Annotated in this window: 23 protein-coding genes; 6 read left to right on the top strand and 17 right to left on the bottom strand. The window is 52.7% G+C overall.

The window, feature by feature from the left end:
• Positions 1 to 34: 34 nt before the first annotated feature.
• The 8 genes from purU to BKD14_RS10550 all read right to left on the bottom strand — a co-directional run bounded on the left by purU (position 35) and on the right by BKD14_RS10550 (position 10,385).
• Entirely contained in the window at positions 35 to 919 is an 885-nt protein-coding gene (gene purU / locus BKD14_RS10585) for a formyltetrahydrofolate deformylase (protein ID WP_075655923.1), read from the bottom strand.
• A 208-nt stretch (positions 920 to 1,127) separates the two neighbouring features.
• A complete protein-coding gene (locus BKD14_RS10580) occupies positions 1,128 to 1,856 on the bottom strand; it encodes an SIS domain-containing protein (RefSeq protein WP_075655921.1) in 729 nt (242 codons plus the stop codon).
• Complete coding sequence (gene nagA, locus BKD14_RS10575; RefSeq protein ID WP_075655919.1) at positions 1,853 to 3,025, bottom strand: N-acetylglucosamine-6-phosphate deacetylase; 1,173 nt, start codon at positions 3,023 to 3,025, stop codon at positions 1,853 to 1,855. Before nagA ends, BKD14_RS10580 begins: the two co-directional genes overlap by 4 nt.
• Positions 3,025 to 4,056, bottom strand: a complete 1,032-nt coding sequence (locus BKD14_RS10570) for an SIS domain-containing protein (protein WP_075655917.1) — start codon at positions 4,054 to 4,056, stop codon at positions 3,025 to 3,027. The genes nagA and BKD14_RS10570 overlap by 1 nt, the downstream gene beginning before the upstream one ends.
• The gene (locus tag BKD14_RS10565) at positions 4,053 to 4,868 is read right to left on the bottom strand and encodes a GntR family transcriptional regulator (RefSeq protein ID WP_022709351.1); all 816 of its coding nucleotides are present in this window, start codon (positions 4,866 to 4,868) and stop codon (positions 4,053 to 4,055) included. Before BKD14_RS10565 ends, BKD14_RS10570 begins: the two co-directional genes overlap by 4 nt.
• A gap of 212 nt (positions 4,869 to 5,080) precedes the next feature.
• Entirely contained in the window at positions 5,081 to 8,179 is a 3,099-nt protein-coding gene (locus BKD14_RS10560) for an efflux RND transporter permease subunit (RefSeq protein ID WP_075655915.1), read from the bottom strand.
• Positions 8,179 to 9,213 (bottom strand): efflux RND transporter periplasmic adaptor subunit, encoded by a 1,035-nt coding sequence (locus BKD14_RS10555; protein WP_245293623.1) that lies wholly within the window; start codon positions 9,211 to 9,213, stop codon positions 8,179 to 8,181. Before BKD14_RS10555 ends, BKD14_RS10560 begins: the two co-directional genes overlap by 1 nt.
• A 68-nt stretch (positions 9,214 to 9,281) precedes the next feature.
• A complete protein-coding gene (locus BKD14_RS10550) occupies positions 9,282 to 10,385 on the bottom strand; it encodes an efflux RND transporter periplasmic adaptor subunit (protein WP_175576090.1) in 1,104 nt (367 codons plus the stop codon).
• Between the two features lie 191 nt (positions 10,386 to 10,576).
• Here BKD14_RS10550 and BKD14_RS10545 point away from each other — a divergent pair, with 191 nt between their 5' ends.
• Positions 10,577 to 11,716, top strand: coding sequence for an alpha-hydroxy acid oxidase (locus BKD14_RS10545; protein WP_022712267.1), 1,140 nt, complete (start codon positions 10,577 to 10,579; stop codon positions 11,714 to 11,716).
• An 85-nt stretch (positions 11,717 to 11,801) separates the two neighbouring features.
• Here BKD14_RS10545 and BKD14_RS10540 read toward each other — a convergent pair whose 3' ends face one another.
• On the bottom strand, positions 11,802 to 12,290 hold the full coding sequence (locus tag BKD14_RS10540) for an Lrp/AsnC family transcriptional regulator (RefSeq protein ID WP_075655909.1): 489 nt from the start codon (positions 12,288 to 12,290) through the stop codon (positions 11,802 to 11,804).
• 300 nt (positions 12,291 to 12,590) lie between these two features.
• Between BKD14_RS10540 and alr the strand changes: the two genes are divergently transcribed.
• Both alr and BKD14_RS10530 read left to right on the top strand, forming a co-directional pair.
• The gene (alr, locus tag BKD14_RS10535) at positions 12,591 to 13,763 is read left to right on the top strand and encodes an alanine racemase (protein ID WP_075655907.1); all 1,173 of its coding nucleotides are present in this window, start codon (positions 12,591 to 12,593) and stop codon (positions 13,761 to 13,763) included.
• Between the two features lie 54 nt (positions 13,764 to 13,817).
• The gene (locus BKD14_RS10530) at positions 13,818 to 15,074 is read left to right on the top strand and encodes a D-amino acid dehydrogenase (RefSeq protein ID WP_022712270.1); all 1,257 of its coding nucleotides are present in this window, start codon (positions 13,818 to 13,820) and stop codon (positions 15,072 to 15,074) included.
• A 54-nt stretch (positions 15,075 to 15,128) separates the two neighbouring features.
• On the opposite strand, the gene BKD14_RS10525 is transcribed toward BKD14_RS10530, so the two are convergent.
• Together BKD14_RS10525 and BKD14_RS10520 are read right to left on the bottom strand one after the other, a co-directional pair.
• The gene (locus tag BKD14_RS10525) at positions 15,129 to 15,842 is read right to left on the bottom strand and encodes an autoinducer binding domain-containing protein (protein WP_075655905.1); all 714 of its coding nucleotides are present in this window, start codon (positions 15,840 to 15,842) and stop codon (positions 15,129 to 15,131) included.
• 382 nt (positions 15,843 to 16,224) lie between these two features.
• Complete coding sequence (locus tag BKD14_RS10520; protein ID WP_075655903.1) at positions 16,225 to 16,560, bottom strand: DUF4377 domain-containing protein; 336 nt, start codon at positions 16,558 to 16,560, stop codon at positions 16,225 to 16,227.
• Between the two features lie 97 nt (positions 16,561 to 16,657).
• On the opposite strand from BKD14_RS10520, the gene BKD14_RS10515 reads away from it, so the two are divergent.
• Positions 16,658 to 17,866 (top strand): TIGR03862 family flavoprotein, encoded by a 1,209-nt coding sequence (locus BKD14_RS10515; RefSeq protein ID WP_139316411.1) that lies wholly within the window; start codon positions 16,658 to 16,660, stop codon positions 17,864 to 17,866.
• On the opposite strand, the gene BKD14_RS10510 is transcribed toward BKD14_RS10515, so the two are convergent.
• Entirely contained in the window at positions 17,863 to 18,477 is a 615-nt protein-coding gene (locus BKD14_RS10510; protein ID WP_075655899.1) for a class I SAM-dependent methyltransferase, read from the bottom strand. The two genes, BKD14_RS10515 and BKD14_RS10510, sit on opposite strands and share 4 nt — an antisense overlap.
• A gap of 8 nt (positions 18,478 to 18,485) precedes the next feature.
• Positions 18,486 to 19,151, bottom strand: a complete 666-nt coding sequence (locus BKD14_RS10505) for a pseudouridine synthase (RefSeq protein ID WP_075655897.1) — start codon at positions 19,149 to 19,151, stop codon at positions 18,486 to 18,488.
• Positions 19,152 to 19,355: 204 nt separating this feature from the next.
• Between BKD14_RS10505 and BKD14_RS10500 the strand changes: the two genes are divergently transcribed.
• On the top strand, positions 19,356 to 20,069 hold the full coding sequence (locus BKD14_RS10500) for an extensin family protein (protein WP_075655894.1): 714 nt from the start codon (positions 19,356 to 19,358) through the stop codon (positions 20,067 to 20,069).
• A 70-nt stretch (positions 20,070 to 20,139) separates the two neighbouring features.
• Positions 20,140 to 21,204, top strand: a complete 1,065-nt coding sequence (locus tag BKD14_RS10495) for a trifunctional transcriptional activator/DNA repair protein Ada/methylated-DNA--[protein]-cysteine S-methyltransferase (protein WP_075655892.1) — start codon at positions 20,140 to 20,142, stop codon at positions 21,202 to 21,204.
• 5 nt (positions 21,205 to 21,209) lie between these two features.
• Here the strand turns inward: BKD14_RS10495 and BKD14_RS10490 are convergent, their stop codons facing one another.
• The 4 genes from BKD14_RS10490 to BKD14_RS10480 form a co-directional block, all read right to left on the bottom strand.
• On the bottom strand, positions 21,210 to 21,752 hold the full coding sequence (locus BKD14_RS10490) for a DUF924 family protein (RefSeq protein WP_075656350.1): 543 nt from the start codon (positions 21,750 to 21,752) through the stop codon (positions 21,210 to 21,212).
• Positions 21,753 to 21,895: 143 nt separating this feature from the next.
• On the bottom strand, positions 21,896 to 23,227 hold the full coding sequence (locus BKD14_RS10485) for an MFS transporter (RefSeq protein ID WP_075655890.1): 1,332 nt from the start codon (positions 23,225 to 23,227) through the stop codon (positions 21,896 to 21,898).
• 231 nt (positions 23,228 to 23,458) lie between these two features.
• Positions 23,459 to 23,809, bottom strand: a complete 351-nt coding sequence (locus BKD14_RS19105) for a hypothetical protein (protein ID WP_139316396.1) — start codon at positions 23,807 to 23,809, stop codon at positions 23,459 to 23,461.
• Between the two features lie 63 nt (positions 23,810 to 23,872).
• Positions 23,873 to 26,065, bottom strand: a complete 2,193-nt coding sequence (locus tag BKD14_RS10480; RefSeq protein ID WP_075655888.1) for a TonB-dependent receptor — start codon at positions 26,063 to 26,065, stop codon at positions 23,873 to 23,875.
• Positions 26,066 to 26,272: the final 207 nt, after the last annotated feature.

The following is a 26,272-nucleotide window of genomic DNA, read 5'->3' as shown; positions in this document are numbered from 1 at the left end:
GCAGACCGTCAGTGCGTGAATAACGGTGGGTTGATCAGCCCATGCGTTCAGAGGCGTACGACCCTGGCGATGCCGGAAATACAACTGTCCGGTTGCCATTGAGGAACACGCGGTGATGGATATGCGCATGAATGGCACGTGCCAGAACCTGCGCTTCCACATCACGACCAATGGAAACATAATCGGCAGCCGACTGCGCATGGGTAATACGGGCAACATCCTGCTCGATAATCGGCCCCTCATCCAGATCAGCGGTGACATAATGCGCGGTGGCGCCGATCAGCTTCACGCCACGCTCATAGGCCTGCTTGTAAGGATTGGCGCCTTTGAAAGACGGCAGGAAGGAATGGTGAATATTGATGATCTTGCCGGACATTTTCTGGCTCAGTTCATCAGACAGAACCTGCATATAGCGCGCCAGAACCACCAGTTCCGTGCCGGTCTGGTTGACGATATCCATCATCTTGGCTTCAGCTTCGATCTTATTTTCCTTAGTCACCGCAATGTGGTGAAAAGGAATATCGTGGTTCACAACAACCTTCTGATAGTCAAAATGGTTGGAGATCACACCCACAATATCAATCGGCAGACCGCCGATTTTCCAGCGATAGAGCAGATCGTTGAGGCAATGACCAAAACGGGAAACCATCAGCAATGTTTTCACCGGCTTGCGGGTATCGTGGAAATCATAGACCATGCCGAATTTGTCGGCAGTGTCCTGAAAACCACCGGCGATTTCTTCGAAACTCTTGCCCTGCTCGGTAATAAAGCTAACGCGCATAAAGAATTTATCAGCACCGAGATCATCGAACTGTGCGCTGTCAACGATGTTACACCCCATACCCGCGAGATATCCGGAAATAGCGGCAACTATACCGAGGCGTGACTGGCAACTGACGGTCAACACATAATTCTGCATGGGAGTGTCCCTTAAGCTTCAACAGTTCAAATGAGAATGAACCGGAAAATTCCGGTTCCATATGAAGCTCTTACACAGAATTTCAGCGCTTAACAGTCCCGATTACGCTTTTGTTTGACGGATTCCTGCCATTTGCAGACAAATCTGCATGACCCATAATCTCAGGTTACAGGTGATGATTTCCTGACTTATGGGTGGTATGTAAAACTCACAAATGCGGATTGCGGGTCTTATATTTTTCGATCAGCCGGTCATTGATTTCCGTGGCACCCGGCATATTCGCACTGCGATAGACCGGAACTTCTCCGCCCTCTGCAGCCAGTTCCGCAGCAACCGCGGTAAAGATCGCATGGAGAATGGTGGCACCAACCGCGGTGGAAACCGCGCCCGCTTTCATCCCGCTGTTTGGCAGCTGCATCATCGCATCACCGGCCGGAATTTCATTATCCAGCACCAGATCAGCGAGTTCAGACAGACGTACACGGCCATTGGCCGCGCTGGCAGAATAGGAAACAGATGTCAGCGCGATGATTTTTGCACCAGCCTCACGGCCAAAGCGCGCTGCTTCAACCGGCGCGGCATTAACACCGGAATTGGAAACCACCAGCAAAATATCACCGGCTCCAATATCATAGCGTTGCAGCAAAGGCTGAACCATGCCGCTGATACGTTCGAATTTGGTGCTGGAAGATGCGCCTTCATGCAGCATTGTGAAAGCCGAGAGAACAGGTACGGTAATCGCCAGACCACCCGCACGATAATGCACCTCTTCCGCCAGCATATGCGAATGGCCGGTACCGAACACAAAGACACGCTTATCATTGCGTGCAGCTTCGCCGATCATGGCAACAGCCTGCTTCATCGCCTCAGCCTGACTGTCACGCAATTGCGTGAGATGCGCGGTCAGCTTGTCGAAATAGTCATTGATAATGCTCATGCCTGCTGATCCTGTCGCTCACCGGAAATCCATGTGGAACGAACATGGCACTGGTCGTCCAGCCAGACCAGATCAGCGCGCTTTTTCGGTGCCAGAACCCCACGATCCTTCAGCTGCAAAAACGCGGCCGGATAGGATGTTGCCATGCGCAGAGCTTCTTCGGAAGAGAGATCCAACATTGCCATACCATAGCGGATACCCGATGCCATATCGAGATCAGAGCCCGCCAGCGTAGTTCGATCTTCCAGCACTAGTTTCGGGCAATAACCACCCTCAACACGATAAACTGTGCGGCCGTTGAGCTGGAATGTATCGCGACCGGAACCGACCAGCGACATTGCATCGGTAACAAAGAACAGGCGACCCTGCCCGCGTTTTGCCCGCAATGCCACACGCAAAGCCGCAGGTTCGGCATGATGACCATCGGCAATAATGCCACTCCACACGGACGGATGATCCAATGCCGCACCAACGAGATTAGGCGTACGATGGCCGAACTGGCTCATTGCATTGAACAGATGGGTTACGCCCTGCGCGCCCGCATCGAACCGCGCCATAGCCATTTCATAAGTGCTGTCACTATGGCCGATGCTGATAATAACACCGCCTTCGGTCAGCTCACGCACCTGATCGGGTGTGACCTGTTCCGCAGCCATTGTCACCAGCAGACAACCGATTTTCTGCGCCGCTGCAGTCAGCGCCTGAATGTCAGCTGCCTCTACAGGGCGCATCAGCTCCGCCAGATGCGCACCTTTTTTCGCCGGTGCCAGATGCGGGCCTTCAAGATGCAGACCGGCAACGCCCTTGTCAGCCTGCACCGCAGCCACGGCGGCAGTCATAGCCTGCGCCGTCACATCACCGGTATCGGTAATCAGGGTTGGCAACAGGCTGGTTGTGCCATATGGGCGGTGACCTGCTGCGATGGTGCACATGATTTCCGGCGTTGGCCCGTCATTGAGCATTGCCCCGCCGCCGCCATTGACCTGTGCATCAATAAAACCGGGGCTGAGAATGCCGCCCTCCAGTTCAATGATCTGCAGATTTTCCGGTAATGCGTCACCATCCTGCACCAGACGGACAATCCTGCCCTTCTCGATCAGAACGGCTGTCCGCTCATGAAAACGATGACCGTCAAAAACACGCGCACCACGCAGCAGCTGAAAACCCATCAGACAGTCTCCGTTACCTTATTCAGATTAAGCGGCTTATCAGGATTAAAACCACGGCGGCGCGTCACCGCTTCGATCACACGATAATAGGCGCCGAGCGATACCAGCGGATCAAGCAGAGCCGAACCGGTTGCCGGTGTTTTAATCTGGCTCCATGGCAGATCCAGCGGGGAAATGGCCAGAATATTGCCGCCAATGCTTTCCAGATGTTTCAGCGCCTGCAGATTATGCTGATAGGCCTGATCCAGCGAGACAAAGGCCACAATCGGGAAGCCTTTTTCCACCAAACGCATCGGGCCATGCATCAGCTCGGCCAGCGAGAAGGCTTCCGCATGAATCGCCGAAGTTTCCTTGGCTTTCAGCGCCGCTTCAAGCGCAATCGCCATTGAAGGCCCGCGACCGCCGATAAACAGCGACTGTTTTTCAGCCAGAATATTCTCAAGCGCATTGCCTGCATCAACCTGAACCGCGCCCAGTGCTTCCGGCAGCTGGTCAAGCCCGCGCTGCATTGTGCTGTCTTTGCTCACTGCAGCAATCACACCGGCCAGAGCCGCAGCAGAAGCGATAAAAGATTTGGTCGCAGCAACACTTTTCTCAGGGCCTGCACCGATCCCCAGCACGATATCGGCCTCATTGCCGAGCGGGCTGTCGGTCACATTGACCACGGCGACAGTGACCGCACCGCCCTTTTTAGCCGCGCGCTGCATGGCAACGATATCCGGGCTGGCTCCGGACTGCGAAACGGTAAAATGCACAGCAGAACCAAGCTGCAACGGCGCATCATAAACTGATGCCACCGACGGGCCGATTGCTGCCACAGGTAAGCCTAAACGGATTTCTGCCAGATATTTGAAAAATGTTGCTGCATGGTCAGAGGAACCGCGTGCACAGGTCGAAATCAGCGCGGGCTTACGGGAGGCAAAGACCGCCGCGATTTCTTCAAAAACCGGCTTCTGGTCTTTTAACATGGCTGCAACAACTGAAGCAGCCTGTTCGGTTTCCTGAAGCATGAGTGTTGGTGATACGGTCATCGGACCTCTCCCGTTTTCAATTCTGCAATAAAGTCATAAGCATCGCCGCGATAAAGCGAGCGGGTATATTCAACAATCCGGTCTGTCTGTGTGCGCGACACGCGCTCCATTTGCAGGGCAGCAGCCTTGTCAGCCACACCAAGCAAACGCGCATTGACCGGATCAAGCACAACAGCGGTCAGACGCTGCAAAGCGCGCACCGGTTTGTAGCCATGTTGTTCCAGTGCTGTATAAAGCGACAGCGCACCGCTGAGCACAGCCTGTGCCAGTTCCGTTTCCTGTCCGGCAGCAGATAGTGTAGCGGTACCCAGCAGACGCTGCGGCACCACTGCACGTTCAATTGCCATCGGCATATCATCGGCAAGGCGCAGGCGCTCTACCCGCACCACCAAATCCTGCATGGAAATGCCAAGCTGGAATGCCTCTTCCGGTGACGGTTGCCCGATACCGCCGGATAGAATACGTACCCCTGGTACTTTACCACGGGCGATCATATCCTGCGAGAATGAGGTAAGTTGCCAGAGCGGCTGACTGATCTTTTTCGGACGTTCGCAAATATAGGTGCCGCTGCCATGACGGCGTTCCACCAGCCGGTTTTCAAGCAATGCCTGATAGGCCGAACGGATAGTGACCCGCGCCAGACCAAGCGCCTGCGCCAGTTCACGCTCGGGCGGCAAACTACTGCCAGCGGCGAGACTGCCATCCTCAATCAAATTGGTCAGCACCACGGAAACCTGCTTATAGAGCGGCCCGCCGGTCGTTTGCGCCGCTAATCCGCGCTGAAGAAGAGGAAGTAATCTGGTATTATCCATACCCGGACTATAATACCTTTTTAATACCAATGACAAATGGAATTATCTGTCAGCTCAAAATAAAAAGGGCAGCTTCTGTTGAGAAAGCTGCCCTTTAGAGCATTTCACAGTCAAGTTGGATCAACTTGACGCCCGTGATAATGCGACCAAATAAAGAATTGAGACGCGAGCGCTATGATCCAATCTGGACGTAAACCGCTCTAGCATTTGAGCTATTGTACTAACACCGGTTCAACTGGCGGCACCTCGGAGCTATCTTCCGGCTCCGGATGCTCAGGCTCTTTCACACGGAACCAGGCCACATAAAGCGCAGGCAGGAACAGCAGTGTAATGACCGTTCCGGCAATAATCCCGCCCATCATGGCATAGGCCATCGGCCCCCAGAACACTTCGCGGGAAATCGGGATCAGCGCCAGACTGGCCGCCGCTGCGGTCAGCGCAATCGGACGCATACGATGCTGGGAAGCCTGATAAACAGAATCCCACGGATGCATCCCCTCTTTGATATGATCCTCCACCTGCACGATCAGGATCACCGAATTGCGGATCAGGATACCGATCAGCGCCAGCACACCGAGAATAGCGACGAAGCCCAGAGGTTTGCCGCTTGGCAGCAAGGCCGCCACTACACCGATCAGACCGAGCGGAGCAACCGCCACCACCAGAAACAGCCGCTGAAAACTCTGCAATTGCAGCATCAAAATCGTCGCCATAACGAACAGCATCAGCGGCACAACGGCAGCAATCGGCCCCTGACTTTTGGCGCTTTCTTCTACAGTACCGGCAATATGGACGGAATAACCAAGCGGCAGTTTCTGCGCAAATGCATCAACCTGCCCCTTCATCTGTTCCACCACCGTATCCGGCATGGTCTTGTCGAGAATACCGGCAGAGACAGTGATCGTCGGCAGGCGGTCCCGGCGCCAGACAACCGGCTGCTCAATCTCGTAACGGAAATTGGCAATCGAGGCGAGCGGGATGGAATCCCCGTTGCCGGTACCAATCTGCAGATTACGCAGAGTTTCAATCCGATCACGCTCCTGCGCCTGTGCCCGCACCACCACATTAATCAGATAGGTAGCATCGCGCACCTGTGTAATCGCCAGACCACCGACCACGCTGTTGAGCGTCATCGAGATGTCTTTGGAAGAAACACCGAGTTTACGCGCCTTATCCTGCAATACATCAACCCGCACCACACGTGCCGGTTCGTTCCAGTCATAGGCCACAACACCCAGACGCTGATCCTGCGCCATGATAGTGGAAACCTGATGCGCATAGCCGCGAACAGCCTGAATATCCGGCCCGCTGACGCGATACTGCACCGGACGGCCAACCGGAGGTCCCAATTCAAGGAATTTCACATAAGCATCGGTGCCGATATAATCCTTGCGCAGCACCGCATCGAATTTCTGCTTCAGCCGGTCGCGCGCCTCCACATCCTTGGCGACAATAATCATCTGACCGAAATACGGATTGACCGGCTGCACATCGAAAGTCAGTACGAAACGCACTGCGCCCTGCCCGATATAGCTGCTCCAGTGGTTTATATCCTCATTGCCTTTGAGCATCGTCTCTTCAAAACGCAGCATCTGCGCCTGCGTTTCGGCAATTGAACTGTTCTCCGGCAATTTCCAGTCAATCACCAGTTCCGGCCGATCAGAAGACGGGAAGAACTGGCGCTCAATCAGCGTCATACCACCGAGAGAAATCAAAAACAGCACGACTGTGGCAAAGATTGTTGTCCAGCGATGACGCATGCACCACAGCAAGGCCGCGGCAAAAGCCTTGCCGACACGGCGCGGCTTTTCCTCATGTTTTTTCATCGTTTTTGGCAGCAGCGTCACGCCAAGCAGCGGCGCAAACAATACAGCCACCACCCATGACACGACCAGCGAAACCGCAATCACCACGAACAAAGTATAAGTATATTCACCCGCTTGACTGGTGTTGAGACCGATCGGGATAAATCCGGCAATCGTTACCAGCGTACCGGTCAGCATCGGAAAGGCGGTGTGAGAATAGACATAGGTCGCCGCTTTATTGATCGGATCACCCGCCTCAAGCCGTGCAACCATCATCTCCACGGCAATCATCGCATCATCCACCAGCAGGCCGAGAGCAATAATCAGCGCGCCCAATGACACGCGCTGCAGCGAAATATCCATATATTGCATGGTGAGGAAGGTGATCGCCAAAACCAGCGGAATGGACAGCGACACCACAAAACCGGCTCGCGCGCCAAGGCTGATAAAGCTCACAGCCAGAACAATGATTACCGCCTCGAACAGGGCTTTGGTGAAACCGGACACAGCCTCATCCACCACATCCGGCTGATCGGCCACCTGATGCACACTGATACCAACCGGCAGCTCCCCTTCAACACGCGCCATCAAATCATTGAGCGCCTTGCCGAAATCCAGCAGGTTCTCATTCGGCTTCATACCGATGGCCAGCCCGATTGCCGGTTCACCATTCACGCGAAACAGACTTTCCGGCGGATTGGTATAGCCGCGCTTGATTTCCGCCACATCGCTGAGGCGGAAGAAGCGGTTATTGACCCGCAGATTGACGGCTTTCAGACTTTCTTCTGAGGTAAATTGCCCGCTCACCCGCACAGAAACCCGCTCCGGGCCTGCATTAATCACACCGGACGGGGTAATCGCATTCTGATCCTGAAGGCTTTTTAAAATCGCTTGCTGATCCAGCCCCAGCGCCGCAATCTGACGGGATGAAAATTCGAGATAAATCACCTCATCCTGCGCGCCGATCAGATCAACTTTACCGGCACTTGGCAATTGCAGAACCTGTGTGCGCACAGTCTCTACGTAATCACGCAACTGCCGGTGGCTCAGACCATCAGCCGTGAAGGCGTAAATATTACCGAACACATCGCCGAAGCGGTCATTATAAAAAGGCCCGTAGACGCCTTCAGGGAAATTCCCCTTGATATCATTAATCATATTGCGGGTCTGGAGCCAGATTTTCTCCACATCCCGCGCTTTGGTCGTCGCTTTCAAATTGACAAAAATCACCGCTTTACCCGGTGTTGTCACCGATTTGGTAAAATCGAGACTGTCGAGTTCCTGCAGTTTTTTCTCAATCCGGTCAGTCACCTGATTGATCGTCTCGTCCACCGATGCACCGGGCCAGTTGGCCTGTATCAGCATGGTTTTAATGGTGAATTGCGGGTCTTCCTCGCGCCCGAGATTGATATAGGCGGCAATACCGGCAATCAGAAACACCAGCATGAAATACCAGACCAGCGAGCGGTGATTAAGCGCCCAGTCAGAGAGATTAAATTTCTTCATTATTGCTCTCCCTGCGGCAGCTTAACCTTCTGGCCGTCCTGCAAACTGTTCACGCCTGCACTGACAATGCGCTGACCGGCCTCCACGCCTTTGGCAATGAATTGCCCGTCCCTGCGGCTGACAACTTCGACGGCCTGACGGCGCACAGTCTGGCTCTGCGGATCAGCGATCCAGACATAGGTTTTGCCCTCCTGTTCCAGCAAAGCGGATAGCGGCAGAGCAATCTGTTCCTGATGGTCGCCATTACTGCGCAGCGCTGTGATTGTTGTGCCTAAACGGAAAGCTTCCGGTGCATCATCAAGCGTGATTTTTACACGGCGCAAACGCGTGGCATTATCCGCCTGCGGTGCAATTTCCCGCACATGACCTTCTGCCTGCACAGTCGGATCAGCTTGCAGGAAAATCATAAATCTATCGCCGTCTTTGACCGTCTCCGCAATGTGGTCCGGCACATCGACAACAGCTTCACGCACATCCGGCCGCGCCACGGTCAAAACACTCTGTCCGGCAGCCACAACCTGCCCGACTTCGGCATTTACCGCAGAAACAACACCGTCAAAATCCGGATCCAGCTGTGCAAAACCACGCTCGTCTTCAGCTTTTCGCAAGGCGGCACGGGCTTTTTCCAGACCGGCAGCCGCAGTATCACGCCCCTGTTTGGCACTGTCATAAACCGCCTGCGGAATACTGCGCATCGCCAGCAAACGTGCCTGCCTGTCTTCTGTGGCCTGCGCATTCACATATTGTGCCTCGGCACTGGCCATGTCGGCCTTGGCTGCCTGTAAATTCAGATCAAGCTGCGCGGGATCAATCATCGCCACAACCTGATCTTTTTTGACAAAATCACCGATATCCACATCACGCTGGATCAAGCGCCCCAAAACGCGGAAGGCAAGATCCGTGCTGAATTGCGGCTCCACAGATCCGGCAAAACCGCTTTGCTGTGAGGCCTCCGCTTTTGCAACAACAAACAATACCGGCCGGACAACCGGCTCCTTCGCTTCATCAGCCTGTTCACCACAGGCTGCCAGCATCAACAAAACTGATCCTGCCGCAGCAAACCTGAAAATTCTGCGCCTCATCGTCCAACCCGTCGCCCGCATCACTGTGTTACTTTCTGCTCATCAGCCACCAGAAGCTCCACAACAGCGCCTTCACTCAGCAACTGCCCGCCGCGGGTTATGACCATTTGCCCGTCCTGCAAACCTTCAGAAATAATGATTTTTTCCCGCTCATAGTCCATAATCCGCACCAAAGCGGAAGAGACCGTTTTCGTCTGCGGATCAAGTACCCATACAGCCGGTTTTCCGCCCTGTGATGTCATCGCGCTCCATGGCAAGATCACAGCACGCACCACCGGCAATTGCAGACTGCCGGTTACCGGAGCCGCGAGTGTCATAGCAGGTGGCGGCGTATCCAGTTCAACCTTAATCCGCACAGTGCCGGTTGTGGCATTCACCACCGGCGCAACCTCACGCACATGGCCGGTTGCCGTGACAGACGGATCGGAAACCAGTGTCAGACTCACCTGAGGCAGCGCCTGTTTCCCGCCTTGTTGCTCCATGGATTCCGCATGGGCAGCCAGCGCTTCCTGCACATCAAAAACAGCATCCCGCTCACCATCGGCAGCAATCACAAAGGCGGTTTGTGCCGCCTGCACCAGTTGTCCCGTTTCAATATTACGGGCAGTCACCACACCGGCGCGCGGCGCGCGCAATTCCGTATAGCTCATCATATCCTGCGCATTTTTCATCTGACTTTGCGCACTGATAAGAGCCGCCTCGGCACGCTGTTTGGTTTCCTCCGCAGTGCCAAACTGACTGCGTGTGGTGAACCCCTGATCCAGCAATGCCTGTTGGCGTGTATAATTGGCGGTTGCCTGTATTAATTGCGCCTGCGCCGCATTGAGAGAGGCCAGAGCCGAGCGTAATCCAGCCTGCTGCTCCACAGCATCAATACGCGCCAGCAATTCACCGGCTTCAACTTTTTGTCCCACATCAGCGCTGCGTTCTGTCACCTGACCGGAAGCGCGAAAAGCAAGATTGATAAGATTGCGGGCTGCGATCGTGCCAGTCTGCACCAGTTTCGGGCGATAATCGCTGACACGAACGGTCTGCGCGCTGACTGCAACACTATGGGCATTCGTGACAGGCTGTTGCGAAGCAGGATTGGCCTGAGCAAAAACACTGCAAACAGATGCAAACATAAAGGAAGCGAGGGGAACAGGAAGAAGAATGTGTCTGCGCCGTCTGACCATCAAATTCACAACCTTTAAAATACCTATTGCATTACAGCAAACATAGCGGATCATTCCGGTATTAATAGTCTTTCTGAGCCTGACTTTATAAAATCGGGATGATAATAACTCTTTAAAACTGAATTTAGAAAGCAACTGACATGAGTACTGTTCTGGAAATCGCCGATCTGAAAAAACTGGCGCGCCGCCGCGTGCCAAAGATGTTTTTCGATTACGCAGATTCCGGCGCATGGACAGAATCGACCTATCGAGCCAATGAAAGCGATTTTGCCAAAATCAAACTGCGTCAGCGTGTACTGGTAGATATGACCGATCGCTCTCTGGCAACAACCATGATCGGCCAGAATGTGACTATGCCGGTAGCCCTGTCTCCGACAGGTCTGGCAGGGATGCAGCACGCGGACGGGGAAATTCTGGCAGCACAGGCCGCACAGGAATTCGGCGTGCCTTTCACTCTTTCCACCATGAGCATCTGCTCGATTGAAGATGTCGCCGCAGCAACGAAAAAGCCTTTCTGGTTCCAGCTTTATGTAATGAAAGACCGTGATTTCGTCCGCAATCTGATTGAACGTGCCAAAGCCGCCGGTTGCTCAGCTCTGGTCTTGACGCTCGACCTGCAAATTCTCGGCCAACGTCACAAAGATTTGCGCAACGGTCTGTCGGCTCCGCCGAAATTCACGCCGAAACACATCTGGCAGATGATGACCCGCCCGCAATGGTGCCTCGGTATGCTGGCAACCCAGCGTCGCACCTTCCGCAATATTGCCGGTCATGCCAAAGGTGTCAGCGATCTCTCATCCCTGTCCTCATGGACGGCCGAGCAGTTTGATCCGAAACTGAACTGGGATGATGTGGAATGGATCAAAAAACTCTGGGGCGGCCCGCTGATCCTCAAGGGCATTCTCGATGAAGAAGATGCACTGATGGCAGCCAAAACCGGTGCCGATGCGATTATCGTCTCTAATCATGGCGGCCGTCAGCTCGACGGCGCACCATCATCCATTTCGATGTTGCCGCGCATTGTTGATACGGTCGGTGACAAGGTGGAAATCCATCTCGACGGCGGTATCCGCTCCGGTCAGGATGTGCTCAAAGCCGTGGCACTCGGCGCGAAAGGCACCTATATCGGCAGACCGTTTCTTTATGGTCTGGGTGCCATGGGCAAAGCCGGTGTGACCAAGGCGCTGGAAATCATCGCCCGTGAGGCAGATGTGACTATGGCTCTGTGTGGCAAACGCCGTATCACGGATGTGGATACCTCAATCCTGCATAAAGACTAACAATTCCAGAGCGCCGTTCTTAGAGCGGTTACGCAACTTCGTTGCAAAACCGCTCTAATTTTTAGCTGACGCATTATCGTATCCATCAAGTTGTTTCAACTTGATGGCGAAATGCTTGTACCGGCGCTCTGCTCAGCAGTACACTACGGATCGAGAAGCTGGAGTGAATACGCACCACGCCTGGCAGGCGTGAGAGAATTTCTTTATGAATGACCTCATAGGCTGCCGTGTTTTCTGCCTCGGCACGCAAGATATAATCGGCATCCCCCGTCATCAGATAACATTCCTGAATTTCCGGATGGCGGCGCACCGCTTCTTCAAAACGGTTAAGATATTCCTCTGTCTGCCGCTCCAGCGTAATGCGCACCAGCGCCACCAGCCGGTCATCAGCATCAGGTGCCGCAACAATCGCCGTATAGCCGCGAATAACCCCGCTTGCCTCCAGCAATTGCACACGCCGCAGGCACGCCGATTGCGATAAACCGACCTCTGTGGCCAGCTGACTATTGGTCATACGCCCGTCCCGGCGCAGACAGCGGATAATATTGCGATCAATAGCATCTAAGGTCGACACGCAGAATCTTCCAATTCATAGTATTTTATCGTGCTGATTTAGCTACAATTCGCATAAATTGCGAAAAATAGCAAAAACATTCGAAGACTATTCGACTACACTGAGAAATAGGGAGAGAGTTCCGGCACGTGATACCGCTCGTAAAGTTACGACGCTGAACGATGCTGCCTCTTATAAAATTTGTTTGGCATCTCTGGCATGGTCTGCATGCAGAGCATAACCTGAAACTGTGTTATAGTTTTCCGGATATGCATACTGGCAGCCAACCAACGTGTTGAACATGACAATGCGGAATTGCTTATGTCTGTACTCTTTTCTGAAACCCGTGCGGCAGCGCCTGTTGATACAACTGCCGGTGAAAATCCGGAAATCCTCGCGGCCGGCGGTATTCTTACCGTTGATTTGGCCGCTTTGCGCGCGAACTATAAGCTGATCGCCGATGCACTCAGTCCGACCAGAGCCGCAGCCGTTGTGAAAGCCGATGCCTATGGTCTGGGTGCGGATAAAGTCGCCCCGCAATTTTATGCCGCCGGTTGCCGCGATTTTTTCGTTGCACATCTGGGAGAAGCCCTGAAGCTGCAACCGCATATCGGCAAAGATGCTGTTATTTATGTTCTCAACGGCCTGCAGCCGCAGACAGAAAAACTCTGCGCGGATAATAATATTATCCCTGTACTGAATTCGCTGGAACAGCTGCGCAACTGGGCAGCTCTGGGCAAAGCCGGCAACCGGAAGCTTCCGGCACTGCTGCAGCTTGATACAGGCATGTCGCGTCTCGGTCTTTCCGAACAGGAACTGAAAGAACTGCTGGCAGATATTTCCCTGCTGGACGGCATTGATGTAAAATTCATTATCAGCCATCTGGCTTCTGCTGATAATGTGCAGAGCCCGCAGAACCACGCCCAGCTGGAGCGCATGCAGGCAGCTCTTAAACTTCTGCCGCATTATGCCGTTGCTTTTTCCAATTCCGGTGGCAGCTTCATGGAGCGCGGCTATCATTTTGATCTGGCACGTCCGGGCATCGCACTTTACGGCGGCGCACCACAGGAAAATGCACCGAACCCGATGCAGCCGGTTGTGTCACTGCAGGCGCGCGTCATTCAATGCCGCACCGTTCCGGCACATACTCTGGTCGGCTATGGCGGCAGCTATGAAACACAGGGCGAGACACGGATTGCCACGATTGCCGTCGGTTATGCAGATGGCTGGCCACGGCATTTAAGCAATAAAGGCGCAGCATATTATGGTGCTGTGCGCCTGCCTATTATCGGCCGTGTTTCCATGGATTCCATTACACTGGATGTCAGCGCCCTGCCGGAAGGCACATTAAAGCTCGGCAGCCTTGTAGAGCTGATCGGCGCACATCAGAGCCTTGAACAAGTGGCACAGGATGCCGGAACAATTTCCTATGAGATTCTGACATCTCTGGGGAACAGATATCATCGCAATTACATTAACGACATTCTTGCCTGAAGAACAAACAAGCCTGCACATGCGGCATCAGACAGGATATGACAGAGGCAGACCATGAAAGTTACAATACTCGGCAGCGGTGTGATCGGCGTAACGACCGCCTATTATCTGGCAAAAGCCGGCCATGAAGTGACTGTGCTCGACCGTCAGGAAGGACCGGCGCTCGAAACCAGTTTCGCCAATGCCGGTCAGCTTTCCTATGGTTACTCGACCCCATGGGCTGCTCCGGGTATTCCGCAGAAAGCAGCAATGTGGCTGTTTAAAAAACACTCACCGTTGATTTTCCGTCCGACCTGTAATCCGGCAATGTATAGCTGGCTGATGTCCATGCTGGCCAATTGCACCGCATCGGCCTATGCAACCAACAAAGCCCGCATGCTGCGCATTTCCAATTACAGCCGCGAATGCCTGACCGAACTGCGCAATGATACCGGCATCACCTATGATGAAGGTTCAAAAGGTACTTTGCAGCTGTTCCGCAGTCAGAAAGATTTTGATGCGGTAATGACCAAGGATATTGAAAGCCTGCGTCAGGACGGCATCAAATTTGAAGTGCTGGATGCCGAAGGCTGCACCAAGGCAGAACCAGCCCTTGCCAATGTAAAGCACATGATCACCGGCGGCCTGCGCATGCCGGATGACGGCACCGGCGATTGCTTCACATTCACCAATAAACTGGCTAAAATGGCTGAAGAACTGGGCGTAAAATTCCACTATAATGTGGATATTAAAGGCTTCCAGCTTAACAGCGGTAAGATTGTTGCGGTTGAAACCAATAAAGGTATCTTCACTGCTGATCGTTATGTAGCCGCACTCGGCAGCTTCACGCCGCAGCTGGTCAAAGGCCTCGGCCTCAATGTGCCGATCTATCCGGTTAAAGGCTATTCGATCACCATTCCGATTGTCGATGAATCCCGCGCACCGGTTTCCACCATTCTGGATGAAACCTATAAGATCGCGATTACCCGTCTCGGCGACCGTATCCGCGTCGGCGGTATGGCTGAAGTCACCGATTATGTGACACGTCTGCTGCCTGAACGCCGCGAAACGCTGGAACTCTCCGTCAGCGGCCTGTTCGGCGGCGCGGGTGACCTGTCCAAGGCAACTTTCTGGTCGGGTCTGCGTCCGATGACACCGGATTCAACACCGATTATCGGCGGCACAAAATACGACAATCTTTATATCAATGCCGGACACGGCACACTCGGCTGGACAATGTCTGCCGGTTCTGCCCGCGTTATGGCCGACCTGATCTCCGGCAAAAAACCGGATATTGATACTTCGGATCTCGGCCTGTCACGCTACAAGTAAAATTACATCCTCCGCTTAAACGCCGCCGCAAATTTTGCGGCGGCGTTTTGCATTTCAGAGCAGACCAATCAGATGCGCCTTCATCACCGCATGAACCTTGTTGGAAACAATCAGCTTATTCAGAACATTGTTCATGTGAAAATGCACCGTGCGCGGCGTGATATTGAGTATGATTGAAATATCCTCAGCGGTTTTACCGTCACCGGTCCAGCGCAATATTTCCCGCTCCCGCAGTGTAATAATCTGATCCTCAGTATTATAGGTCTCATCCAGCCGATAAAGATCATAAAACCTTGTGAACAGAGACAGGCTCAACTCACGCAATTCCGGCTCCAGCTCTTTCAACTCGGCTTTGCTGATTGCATCGCTGGTTCGGCTGAAAGACAGAAAGCCGGCAACCGATTGCGGCCCCCAGCAGGACTGCGTAATCCCCACAGAATGGCCGTCACGTCTCATTTCCTGCCACAGAATTTTATTCTGCTGATAGAGTTTCTCAGTCCAGACGACCGGCTTGGAAGATCGCATCGCCTGCTGAATTGCGGGATCGGTCAGAATACATTCATTGCGCACATAATAACTGCGCCAGCCTTCAGAATAATTGTCGAAACCCTGAATTTTCGGGCGCGTCAGTGACTGCGGGATACGAAGAACAAAACTGTAATAGTCATAGCCAAGCCGCACCGCATGACTACTGATAATATCGACAAGTTCAATTTCCTGTACATCTGTTAAATTGACACCATAAAGTATTGGCCGCGATATATTCATCGGAAAAACCTTATCTTATTTTAAAATATCAATAAAAATAAAACAGTATAAAAAATCAGGACAACCAAAGAATAACAATTCAAATAAAAAATGACAATCAATTAGAATAAATTTCACAAAATATGTTCACATCTTAAGAAAGATACAAATATTTAAGAATAACCATGAAAATTTATTGAATAACATAGATTGATAAATCTAATTTTCTAAAAGATGAAAAGCTGCATGAAACGCTTTTTACAAGACGTGACATTTTTGCCATGAGCTTTGACAAGGCGAATGCGACCTTTAACGCCGCTATTCCCGCTAATGATTCTTATTGCGAGCCAATAAAAAAGCCCGCCAAAGGCGGGCTCATTTGATGGAGCAATCGTGTTGCTGATTACTTTTTCTTGCTCAGCACCTTCACCAGACTATATTTCAGGCTGGAACTGTCCATAGGCGGATTTTTGATTTTGCTCACATTCACTTTCAGCTTGTAGCGATAACCCGGCTCATAGCGAAAACCGTCAATACCGCCATAGAATAATGTCCATTCGCTTTTCGGGCTTTTGCGTACCTGCATGCATTTTTGCGGCCCTACACCAACACAATCAACCAGCTTGTTATTGATATAAAGCACCTCATTCTTACCGGCTGCACTCGCCTGCTGTATCGACAACAGACCGGCACCAACAATGGCCGCAGTTACAACAGGTATAATAAAGGTCTTTTTCACAGGCTTCTCCGTCTTCGCTTCTTACTTGCGTCAGCACTGAACTTAGCTAAAACAACCTGAACAGCAGGTGAACCGGATGACATCTCAAAACACACATATCAACGGCAAGACCATTGCCATTATTGGCGGCGGCCCTTCAGGCCTTGCTGCGGCAGAAATTCTGTCCGCGCACGGGCATGACGTCACTGTTTATGAAGCCATGCCGACTGTTGCACGCAAATTTCTGCTGGCAGGCAAGTCCGGTTTGAATATCACCCATTCAGAACCCTATGGACGCTTTCGTACCCGCTATGGTTCCAACGGCTCGCGCCTTATTCCGGCACTCGATGCTTTTACGCCTGCTGATATCTGCCAATGGACAGAAGCATTGGATATTGAGGTCTTCACCGGCAGTTCCGGCCGCGTCTTTCCGAAACGGATGAAAGCCTCGCCACTATTGCGCAACTGGGTCGCACGGCTGGAAGCGCAAGGCATCAAAATCCTGAAACGTCATCGCTGGAAAGGCTTCAGCGGAGACACTCTTTTATTTGACACACCGGAAGGTGAAAAGCAGATCAGCCCTGATGCCACATTACTGGCTCTGGGCGGTGCCAGCTATCCGCGTCTTGGCTCTGATGCCACATGGGTGCCGTGGCTTAAGGAAAAGAATATCAGTATTGCACCTCTCCAATCAGCCAATTGCGGATTTGATGTTGACTGGAGCACAGTCTTTCGTGAGCGCTTTGCAGGCGCGCCGATCAAATCGGTCGCGGCTACATCTCCGGCAGGCCGGATTGAGGGCGAATTTGTTATCTCGCAGCACGGCATTGAAGGCAGTCTGATCTATGCCCACACCGCTGCATTGCGCGATCAGTTGAATAATACCGCCACCGCCAGTCTCTATCTTGATCTGACACCGGCACGGTCAATTGAACGGCTGATACGCGATTTCACCAAGCAAGGCAGCAAAAGCAGCTTCTCCAACCGCCTGCGCAAAGCCACCGACCTTGAAGGTGTGAAAGCAGCATTATTGCGCGAACTGGTACCGGATGCTCATATGCTCTCCGCAGAAGGTCTTGCGCAGCAAATTAAAAACCTCGCAGTGCCATTGCTGCGTCCGCGCCCGATTGCAGAGGCGATTTCCTCTGCCGGCGGCATTGTCTGGGATGAGGTCAGCGACAATTATATGCTGCACAAATTACCGGGTGTTTTTGTTGCCGGTGAAATGCTGGATTGGGAAGCGCCGACCGGCGGCTATCTGCTCACCGCCTGCTTTGCAACAGGCCGTGCCGCTGCCCGCGGCATGCTTAAATGGTTGCAGGCTTAAACGATCTTCGCCTTCACAAACACATCATAGCGGGTGCTCTTACCTAATATCTGGTGCGAAGGTTTGCGGATACCTGCCATTGCTTCCGCACGCAGCGGCCATTTCAGTACAACACGGTTTTGCGCAGCTTCCAGCGCCACCTGCATCAGCCTTTCCGCATCAGGATCGGTACCGACAATCTCGCGGATCTGGCGCATTTCTTTTTTGACCAGTGCCGTATTTCCGCGTGGCGGATGCATCGGATCAACCAGAACTACCTGCGGCTTCAGTTCCGGCAACAGGGCACAAGAGTCACCAAAGAGCAGTGTCATCCGCGCCACGGTCTCCGCCAAGCGCCCGCCTTCTGTCGCAGCACGCTCCAGCCCTGCGGCCAGCAAAGCGTGCATTTTTTCTGACCGCTCAATCAAGGTCACTTTTGCGCCAAGCGACGCCAGCAAAAAAGCATCACGGCCAAGCCCTGCGGTAGCGTCCACAATATCCGGTGTTGCACCGCGCACCAGTCCAGCCGCTTTGGCAAGCGCCTGCCCGCGCCCCTCACCGGAGCGGAAACGATGACCGACAGCCCCGCCGACAAAATCAACAATCAGGTCATTATCATCTGCTTGCTGCATAGGTTCTCTCAAAACGGGCAAGGTATGGTAAAAGTAACAGCACGGCCATCAGGATGGCGAAAGCTCAGACTTTCCGCATGCAGCAGCAAACGATCTGCCGCCTGCAAAGCAGCGCCCTCTGCATAGAATTCATCACCCAGCATCACATGACCGATGGCTTTCATATGCACTCGCAGCTGATGCGTCCGGCCAGTCAGCGGGAACAGACGCACACGAGTTGTCTGCTCTCCGCGTTCCAGCACCTGCCAGCGGCTTTGCGCCGGTTTGCCATGTTCGTAATCCACACGGTGACGCGGTTTATTGTCCGGATCAATCGCCAGCGGCAGATCAATCAGACCTTCATCCGCGACCACATTGCCCCAAACAACTGCGACATAGGATTTCTCCGTGCTGCGTTCTTCAAACTGTCTGGCAATCTGTGCATGGGCTTTACGGTTCAGCGACATCAGCACCACACCGGACGTGTCTTTATCCAACCGGTGGATCATCAAAGCTTTGGGAAACTGTTTCTGCACCCGTGTTGCCAGACTATCAGACAAAGCCGGATCGCGCCCCGGCACAGATAACAGCCCGCTCGGCTTATCCAGCACCAGAATATCCGCATCCTGATAGATCACCGATATCGGATCCATAGGCGGATTATAAACAGGGGAAGCGGAAGAGTATGTGCTCATGCCTCCCTCTAACATAGTTTATCCGCCGCATAGAAGTGCTGACTTTCAGGAGAAACCAAGAAAAACGGGAACTGAAACGGCAATTCAGCGGTTTACCCAGGCACTCCCTGCAAAATCAGCCGTGATTTTGCACTCACGGAAAGGCTTTTGATGCGATATTTTCTGCCCCTCTGTTTGCTTGCAGTGCTGAGTAGCGGCACTTTGATGACAATACCGGCCACAGCGAAAACTGTTCCGATACCTGCACAAAAACCCGCTGTGGAAGAGAGTAAAACCATTACCCCTGCCCCAAAACCGGAACTAAAAGAACCGCCCGCTTCCCCAAAACCGGATATATCAAAACCGGAGACACCGAAAACCGAGCGGGTTTATCAGGCGGCCTGCCTGCCATTAGTGCAAAATGAAGTGACCGGTAAAGTCATCCCGCCTGTCAATGAAGGGCAATGCCAGATCAGAAGCCCGCTGGAAATCACGGCCTTCACCAAACCTGTCCCGATAGATCTGGATCAGCCGGTTACAACCAATTGCACGATGACTGTCGCTCTCACTGAATGGGTGCAGCAGGCTAACAATCTGGCCAAAACTCATCTCGGCAGTGATATCAAAACCATCGGCACCGGTTCGCATTATCAATGCCGTAAGGTGAATAACGGCTCAGCAGGGCGTGTATCCGAACATGCATTCGGCAATGCTCTGGATATCATGTCTTTCACACTCGCCAATGGCGAAAAGACCACACTTGCCACAGACTGGAACGGCAGTGAAAAACAAAAGAAATTCTGGCGTGAGTTACATAAGGCAAGCTGCACGCTGTTCATGACAGTTTTAGGGCCGGAAGCCGACAGCGCCCATGAAACCAATCTGCATCTTGATATGGGCTGTCATGGTAAATCCTGTACCTATCGCATCTGCCAGTAATCTGATGAAACAGAAAAATAGACGCCCGATTTCCGGCGGTACCGGAAGCAAATCATGATAAAGTCTGTTTATGCTATTTTCTTTACCCGACCCGCACACTCTTTATCAGGCGCTTCTTGATCGTGACCAGTCCTATGACGGCCATGTTTTTGTCGGTGTGACCAGCACCGGCATCTTCTGCCGTCTGTCTTGTCCGGCACGTAAACCGAAATTCGAGAACAGCCGCTTTTTCGATCATCCGGCCGCTTGTATGGAAGCAGGTTTCCGGCCGTGCCAGCGCTGTCGTCCGCTGGATTTTTATCGTGGCAAGGAACCGGTCGTCGCCAAATTGCTTGATTGTCTGGATGCCCGACCGGATCATTTCTGGTGCGAAGATGATCTGATTGCCATGCAACTTGATCCTTCCACAGTGCGCCGTGCTTTCAAACGCCATCTGGGTATGACTTTTCTGGATATGGCACGACTGCGCCGGAAAGCACGCGGGCTTGAAAGCATTGCTGCCGGTCATTCCGTGATCGATGCCCAGCTTGAGGCCGGTTATGATTCCGGCAGCGGTTTTCGTGAAGCCATTACGCAGCTGATCGGTGATACGCCTGCCCAGCTGAAAGGGCGCAACCTGCTGAAAGCAGACTGGCTGGAAACACCGATCGGCTCCATGCTCGCCGTTGCCGACCAGCATCATCTGCATTTGCTGGAGTTTTTTGAGCGTAAAGGCCTGCCCAATGAGCTGAAAAAACTGCGCCTCTACACCAAATCATCCATTAGCTTTGGCCGTCTTGCACCAATCGATCAGATTGAAGCAGAGCTGAAGCTCTATTTCACCGGTGGTTTTACCGGTTTTAAAACGCCGCTGGCGCTCTATGCTCCGGCCTTTACCCGCTCGGTCTGGGATGCATTGCAGGAAATTCCGCTGGGTGAAACCCGCTCCTATGCCGAGCTGGCAGAACTGACCGGACGTCCTGATGCCATACGTGCCGTGGCCAATGCCAATGGTGCAAATCAGCTGTCAATTATTATCCCGTGTCACCGCACCATCGGCTCGGACGGATCACTCACGGGATATGGCGGCGGTCTATGGCGCAAACGCTGGCTGCTCGAGCACGAGAAACGTATGGCTGCCCGTTCCGCCGCCTGAATAGTTTAAAAGCCTGTATGGGTTTTCAGGAATTCGGTTTCTTCCGGCGTATTTTTGCGGCCGAGTACGGCATTGCGATGCGGAAACCGGCCGAATTCCTCGACAATATCACGATGCTCTTTGGCAAAGCCGAGAGCAAAATCATTGCCGAGCGCTTTATAAAGCTTCACGCATTGCTCCTGATCTTCAATCACTTCGCTATGCATCAGCGGCAGATAGAAAAACTGCCGTGCCTTCTCATCCACAGCCATGTCATAATCATGCTCCAGCGCATATTTTGACAGTGCACAGGCAAGCGGATCACTCGCAAAAGCCTTAGGATCACCGCGGAACATATTGCGCGGAAACTGGTCGAAAATAATGGTCAGAGCCAAAGCGCTTTTGGCATCATTCTTCCAATGCGCAAGATCACCTTCCACGGCCTGCTCATATACCGCGCTGAAACGCTGTTTGATTTGATGGTCAAGATCATCAGAACGAACAAACCAATGCGCTTCCGTTGCATCAGAAAACCAGAAATCCAGAATATCCTGCGGGGTCACCTGCACCATAGATCATCTCTCCTGTCTTATTCTCATACATATACATAGAGCAAATCTCCGAGCTTACCAGTTTCAGAAATTTTACTTATGCAAACCAACAAAAAAGGAGCCGCAAGCGGCTCCTTTTGCAAATCATCTTCATGAAACAATCAGGAAGAAAACTCTTTGTCTTTATGACCGAGAATGGCCAGCAAAGTAATTGCCGCCGCAGCCAGCAAATACAGACCAACATAGCTAAGGCTGTAGGTTGTAGCCAGCCATGTCGCAATATATGGCGCCAGTGAAGCACCGAAAATACTGGCCATGTTAAAGGTCATGGAAGCACCGGTATAACGAACGGCAGTCGGGAACGGCGAAGCCAGCGCCGCACCGATCGGACCATAGGTCATGCCCATCAGCGCGAAACCAATGATCGAGCACATCACAGCGCCGACAACACCGGCACCCAGCAGTGGTGCCATGAACAGGCCGAACACACCAATACCGACTGTGGTGAGGATCATGATGAAGCGGCGTCCGAAACGGTCAGACAACAGACCGGAAACCGGAATCAACAGACCAAAGAACACAACGCCAACCATCTGAATGAACAGGAATTGCTCACGGGAATAGCCCATGCCTGCCTGTTCAACCGGACGCGTTGCCCATGACAGCATGAACACGGTCATCAGATAGAACAGCACAAAGGTTGCCAGCGCCGAGAAAGTACCGAGAACCAGCGCGCGCTTGTGATGCTTGAAGACTGCCGCCAGCGGCACCTGAACGCGCTCCTGCTTGTCCATTGCCTTCTGGAATTCTGGTGTTTCGGTGATCTTGATACGAACATAAAGACCAACAGCAACCAGCAGGATTGAGCCGACAAACGGAATACGCCAGCCCCAGCTCATGAATTGCTCATTGCTCAGTGTGGCACCGAGAATAATGAATGTACCAGCAGAGAGGATGAAGCCGATCGGCGCACCAAGCTGCGGGAACATTGCATACCATGAACGCTTGCCTTCCGGCGCGTTTTCGGTTGCCAGCAACACCGCGCCGCCCCATTCACCGCCAAGGCCAAGTCCCTGACCGAAACGGCACAGTGCCAGCAACAGCGGCGCAACCACACCGATTTGTGCATAGGTTGGCAGCAAGCCGATGATAACGGTCGAAAGACCCATGGTCATCAGCGCGGCAACCAATGTTGCCTTGCGGCCGATTTTATCACCGAAGTGACCGAAAACCATGGCACCAAACGGACGGGCAAAGAAAGCAATCGAGAATGTAGCAAAAGATTGCAACATGGCCGAAGTCGGATCGCTGGCCGGAAAGAACACAGCCGGAAACACCAGAACGGCAGCCGTTGCATAAACATAAAAATCGAAAAATTCGATTGTTGTTCCCACGAGGCTGGCAAACAGCACACGCGCGGGCGAATTCAAGGCCGGAGCTGCCTGACCGTTTTTACCGGCAACAGCACTCCGGGGGGCACCGGAAACACTCATTTTTTTATCCTGTTTGCGCAAGTTTACGAGGGTAAAATCCGATCCCGCAGACCTGCTGAAATATCGACGCAGAACAGCCGTTTAAAAAGAAAAGGACTGACCTGAATTATGCACCACCGACACCGAAAGCCGGAATCCGGCGCATTCTGATCGCAATGGTCTATCCGATTAAAAGCAAGAAAACTATCAAAAATATCAGGGTTTCTTTTTAAAATTGCGCAAAATGCACGTTTATTTTGCAGTTCGCCATGTCACATGCATTTTCGCGCAATAGTCTGATAACGACATTTCAATCCGGCCATGCAAATGATGCGAACGAGTGCCGGACTTATCACAAATGCGTTGCACAACAGTCATGCGCTGTTCATTGAAATTGCAGAGAATGCGGCAGTCCTGTTTTTCGGAGATTACGGTCATGCATCCGCCCTCGGAAAATACCAATCGCAGAAAACAACCGCCACCGGTCAGATCAAGCAATAATAATTGCTCATCCGCCATCTGGTTTCCGCGCTGGATACCGCACAACACAAAAAGAGCGCTGCCCGTCAATGCGCCGGTCAACCGCGTCTGGTGAACTAGCATTTATCTGACAAAAAAGCCCTTGTGCAGAACACAAGGGCTTTTCATTTTTCAACGGCTGAACAATCAGAACTTCGAGGTCATGCTGACCCAGAGACGACGTCCGTCAACCGAAGCATTGAAATCACTCTCTTCAATACGCTTGTCGAACAGATTGTAGAGTGCCGCATTGAATGTAACATTCTCGCTGAACTCATAGCTCGTACCGATATCGAAAGTCATATAGGCATCATATTTGCGGGCAATGACCTTGCCGTTTTTGTAAACCGGCTTGCCGTTGCTGCCGATACGGGCACCGGCATTGGTTTCCGAGCCATGGTAATTGGCAGCTGTCCATGCAGACAAGCCTTCAACCGGTGTGATCCAGTCCGCGCGGATATTACCCATATGTTCCGGCGTACGTGTCAGCGGCAGACCATCATAGTCCCCGCCCTTCTGACGGGAATGCGTATAGGTATAGCTGGCGCGCAAACGGATGTCAGATGTGGCTTCCCAGTTTGCAGTCAGTTCCACACCCTGCATCACAGCATTATCGATATTGAAGCTGCTCCACAGAACGTAATTTGTATTTTCGCTCCAGCGGATCGGCTTGCCATTCGCATCAAGCATCTGCTTGTTGGAGATTTTGTCTTTGAAATCCGTGTAGAAATATGTCGCCCCAAGCTGCAAACCGTCCTGATTGTCCCACAGGGCGCCCAGTTCATAGCTTGTGCTCTTTTCTGCCTTCAGACTTTCATCACCAATAATCACACCGCAAGGGTTTTTGCCGGATGGCAGGCTCGCTTCAGGACCATAGAAACAGCCGCCGCCGCCGGTTGTATAAGCATAGCCCGGTGCGATTGTGCGGATTTCCGGTGCTTTAAAGCCCGTGGAAATACCACCTTTCAGCGTCAGCTGCTCCGTTGCATGCCACACGGCATAAGCACGCGGGCTGAGATGGGAACCGTAGATTTCATGATCATCCATACGCAGACCGCCGGTCAGCGAGAAGTCCGGTGTAATCCACCACTCATCTTCAGCAAAGACCGCCCATTGGCGAATGCTGAATGTCTCATCAAGACCGGTACGGCGTCCCGGATTCTGGTCTGTCAGCTGTGCATCAATAAACTGACCGCCGGTGACCAGCGTATGATCGCCGTAAAATTCAAACGGTGTGGTGAATTTGCCGTCGAGAACAGAGTTACGGATTTCCGGTGAACGCAGATTTTCCACATAGGAACCACGGGCTTTATCCCAGTTGAAATTGGTGCGTTCTGCCCATTCCTGCGAGAACGAGAAATCAGACGTTGTCGGGCCCCAGCGGCCGGTATGGCTGATCGACCAATGTCTGCGGTCATTGTAATTATAAGTATCTGTTCCGGTCAAAGCGATTGTATCACCGACATTGCCTTCACGACGCACGCGGGTGACACCGCCTTCAATGAAAATGTCATGATCTTCATTCGGCGTAATTGTCAGCTTTCCGCCCAGATCACCGTCGCGCTGTTCCTGCGTACCATTGAGGAATTTATCCTCACTGCGCTTCAGACCCCGTCCCCAGGCCTGAACACCAACCACGTCAGGCACCAGTGGTCCGCTGACATAGAAGGAAGCCTGTCCGCTGTTGCCGTAGCGTGATTTGGTCTGCACGGTACCGTCAAGGGTCAGCTCACCATGCCATGCATCGTCAACTTTACGGGTAATAATATTGATAACGCCGCCCATGGCATCCGAACCATAGAGCGAAGACATCGGGCCGCGCACCACTTCAATCCGCTCGATGGCCGATGCAGGCGGAACAAAACTCTGTTCAAAACCGGCATTACCATTGGTACGGGCATCACGGGTGCTCTGGCGCTTACCGTCAACCAGAATAAGCGTATAGGCACCCGGCAAACCGCGGATATAAATATCCTGCTCATTGGCGATACCCGTCACGCTGACACCCTGCACGCTGTTAAGCGCATCGGTCAGGTTGCGGAAGGCACCTTTTTCCAGCTCTTCGCGTGGCACAACAGTAATGCTGGCCGGTGCGTCTTTAACATTCTGCTCAAAGCCGGTAGCTGTGACAACGATCTGATCCAGACGCACAGTACCTGCCGGCGCTGCAGCCTGCTCAGCGGACTGATCCGCAACCGGTTCGGCCTGCGCTTCAGCCGCAACCGGCTTCTTTTTAACAGCCTGTGCCTGAGCCGGAAGGGCGAAAGACAGCATTGTTCCGGCCAGAATTGTGCCGCATGCAAGAGCTGCGAGACGACGCATTTTGACCTGTTTTAACATTTCAGATCCGGAAACTGTCTGAATTTCCGCTCTTGAATGTCCGTTATCTGTCATTTCAATTGCCCTCTGCCACAAATATGAGTTATTTACTCCCCTTATGTGTGGCAAGGTAACAGGTCAATCGCCATGTTTCAGACTTATTCCAACATCAGCTTTTTGCATTCCGCACAATGAAGATACCGCACCGCCTGAAAAAAGCTTTGCTCT

This window comes from Pseudochrobactrum sp. B5 (assembly GCF_001939785.1).
GTDB classification, from domain to species: domain Bacteria; phylum Pseudomonadota; class Alphaproteobacteria; order Rhizobiales; family Rhizobiaceae; genus Pseudochrobactrum; species Pseudochrobactrum saccharolyticum.
Note: the sequence above shows the minus strand (reverse complement) of the source record. Positions and strands in the feature narration are given on the sequence as shown.

Coding starts and splice junctions, on each gene's coding strand:
- purU (WP_075655923.1), bottom strand. CDS start 919: ATGCAGAATTATGTGTTGACCGTCAGTTGCCAGTCACGCCTCGGTATA.
- BKD14_RS10580 (WP_075655921.1), bottom strand. CDS start 1,856: ATGAGCATTATCAATGACTATTTCGACAAGCTGACCGCGCATCTCACG.
- nagA (WP_075655919.1), bottom strand. CDS start 3,025: ATGGGTTTTCAGCTGCTGCGTGGTGCGCGTGTTTTTGACGGTCATCGT.
- BKD14_RS10570 (WP_075655917.1), bottom strand. CDS start 4,056: ATGACCGTATCACCAACACTCATGCTTCAGGAAACCGAACAGGCTGCT.
- BKD14_RS10565 (WP_022709351.1), bottom strand. CDS start 4,868: ATGGATAATACCAGATTACTTCCTCTTCTTCAGCGCGGATTAGCGGCG.
- BKD14_RS10560 (WP_075655915.1), bottom strand. CDS start 8,179: ATGAAGAAATTTAATCTCTCTGACTGGGCGCTTAATCACCGCTCGCTG.
- BKD14_RS10555 (WP_245293623.1), bottom strand. CDS start 9,213: ATGCTGGCAGCCTGTGGTGAACAGGCTGATGAAGCGAAGGAGCCGGTT.
- BKD14_RS10550 (WP_175576090.1), bottom strand. CDS start 10,385: ATGTTTGCATCTGTTTGCAGTGTTTTTGCTCAGGCCAATCCTGCTTCG.
- BKD14_RS10545 (WP_022712267.1), top strand. CDS start 10,577: ATGAGTACTGTTCTGGAAATCGCCGATCTGAAAAAACTGGCGCGCCGC.
- alr (WP_075655907.1), top strand. CDS start 12,591: ATGTCTGTACTCTTTTCTGAAACCCGTGCGGCAGCGCCTGTTGATACA.
- BKD14_RS10530 (WP_022712270.1), top strand. CDS start 13,818: ATGAAAGTTACAATACTCGGCAGCGGTGTGATCGGCGTAACGACCGCC.
- BKD14_RS10525 (WP_075655905.1), bottom strand. CDS start 15,842: ATGAATATATCGCGGCCAATACTTTATGGTGTCAATTTAACAGATGTA.
- BKD14_RS10510 (WP_075655899.1), bottom strand. CDS start 18,477: ATGCAGCAAGCAGATGATAATGACCTGATTGTTGATTTTGTCGGCGGG.
- BKD14_RS10505 (WP_075655897.1), bottom strand. CDS start 19,151: ATGAGCACATACTCTTCCGCTTCCCCTGTTTATAATCCGCCTATGGAT.
- BKD14_RS10500 (WP_075655894.1), top strand. CDS start 19,356: ATGACAATACCGGCCACAGCGAAAACTGTTCCGATACCTGCACAAAAA.
- BKD14_RS10495 (WP_075655892.1), top strand. CDS start 20,140: ATGCTATTTTCTTTACCCGACCCGCACACTCTTTATCAGGCGCTTCTT.
- BKD14_RS10485 (WP_075655890.1), bottom strand. CDS start 23,227: ATGAGTGTTTCCGGTGCCCCCCGGAGTGCTGTTGCCGGTAAAAACGGT.
- BKD14_RS19105 (WP_139316396.1), bottom strand. CDS start 23,809: ATGCTAGTTCACCAGACGCGGTTGACCGGCGCATTGACGGGCAGCGCT.
- BKD14_RS10480 (WP_075655888.1), bottom strand. CDS start 26,065: ATGTTAAAACAGGTCAAAATGCGTCGTCTCGCAGCTCTTGCATGCGGC.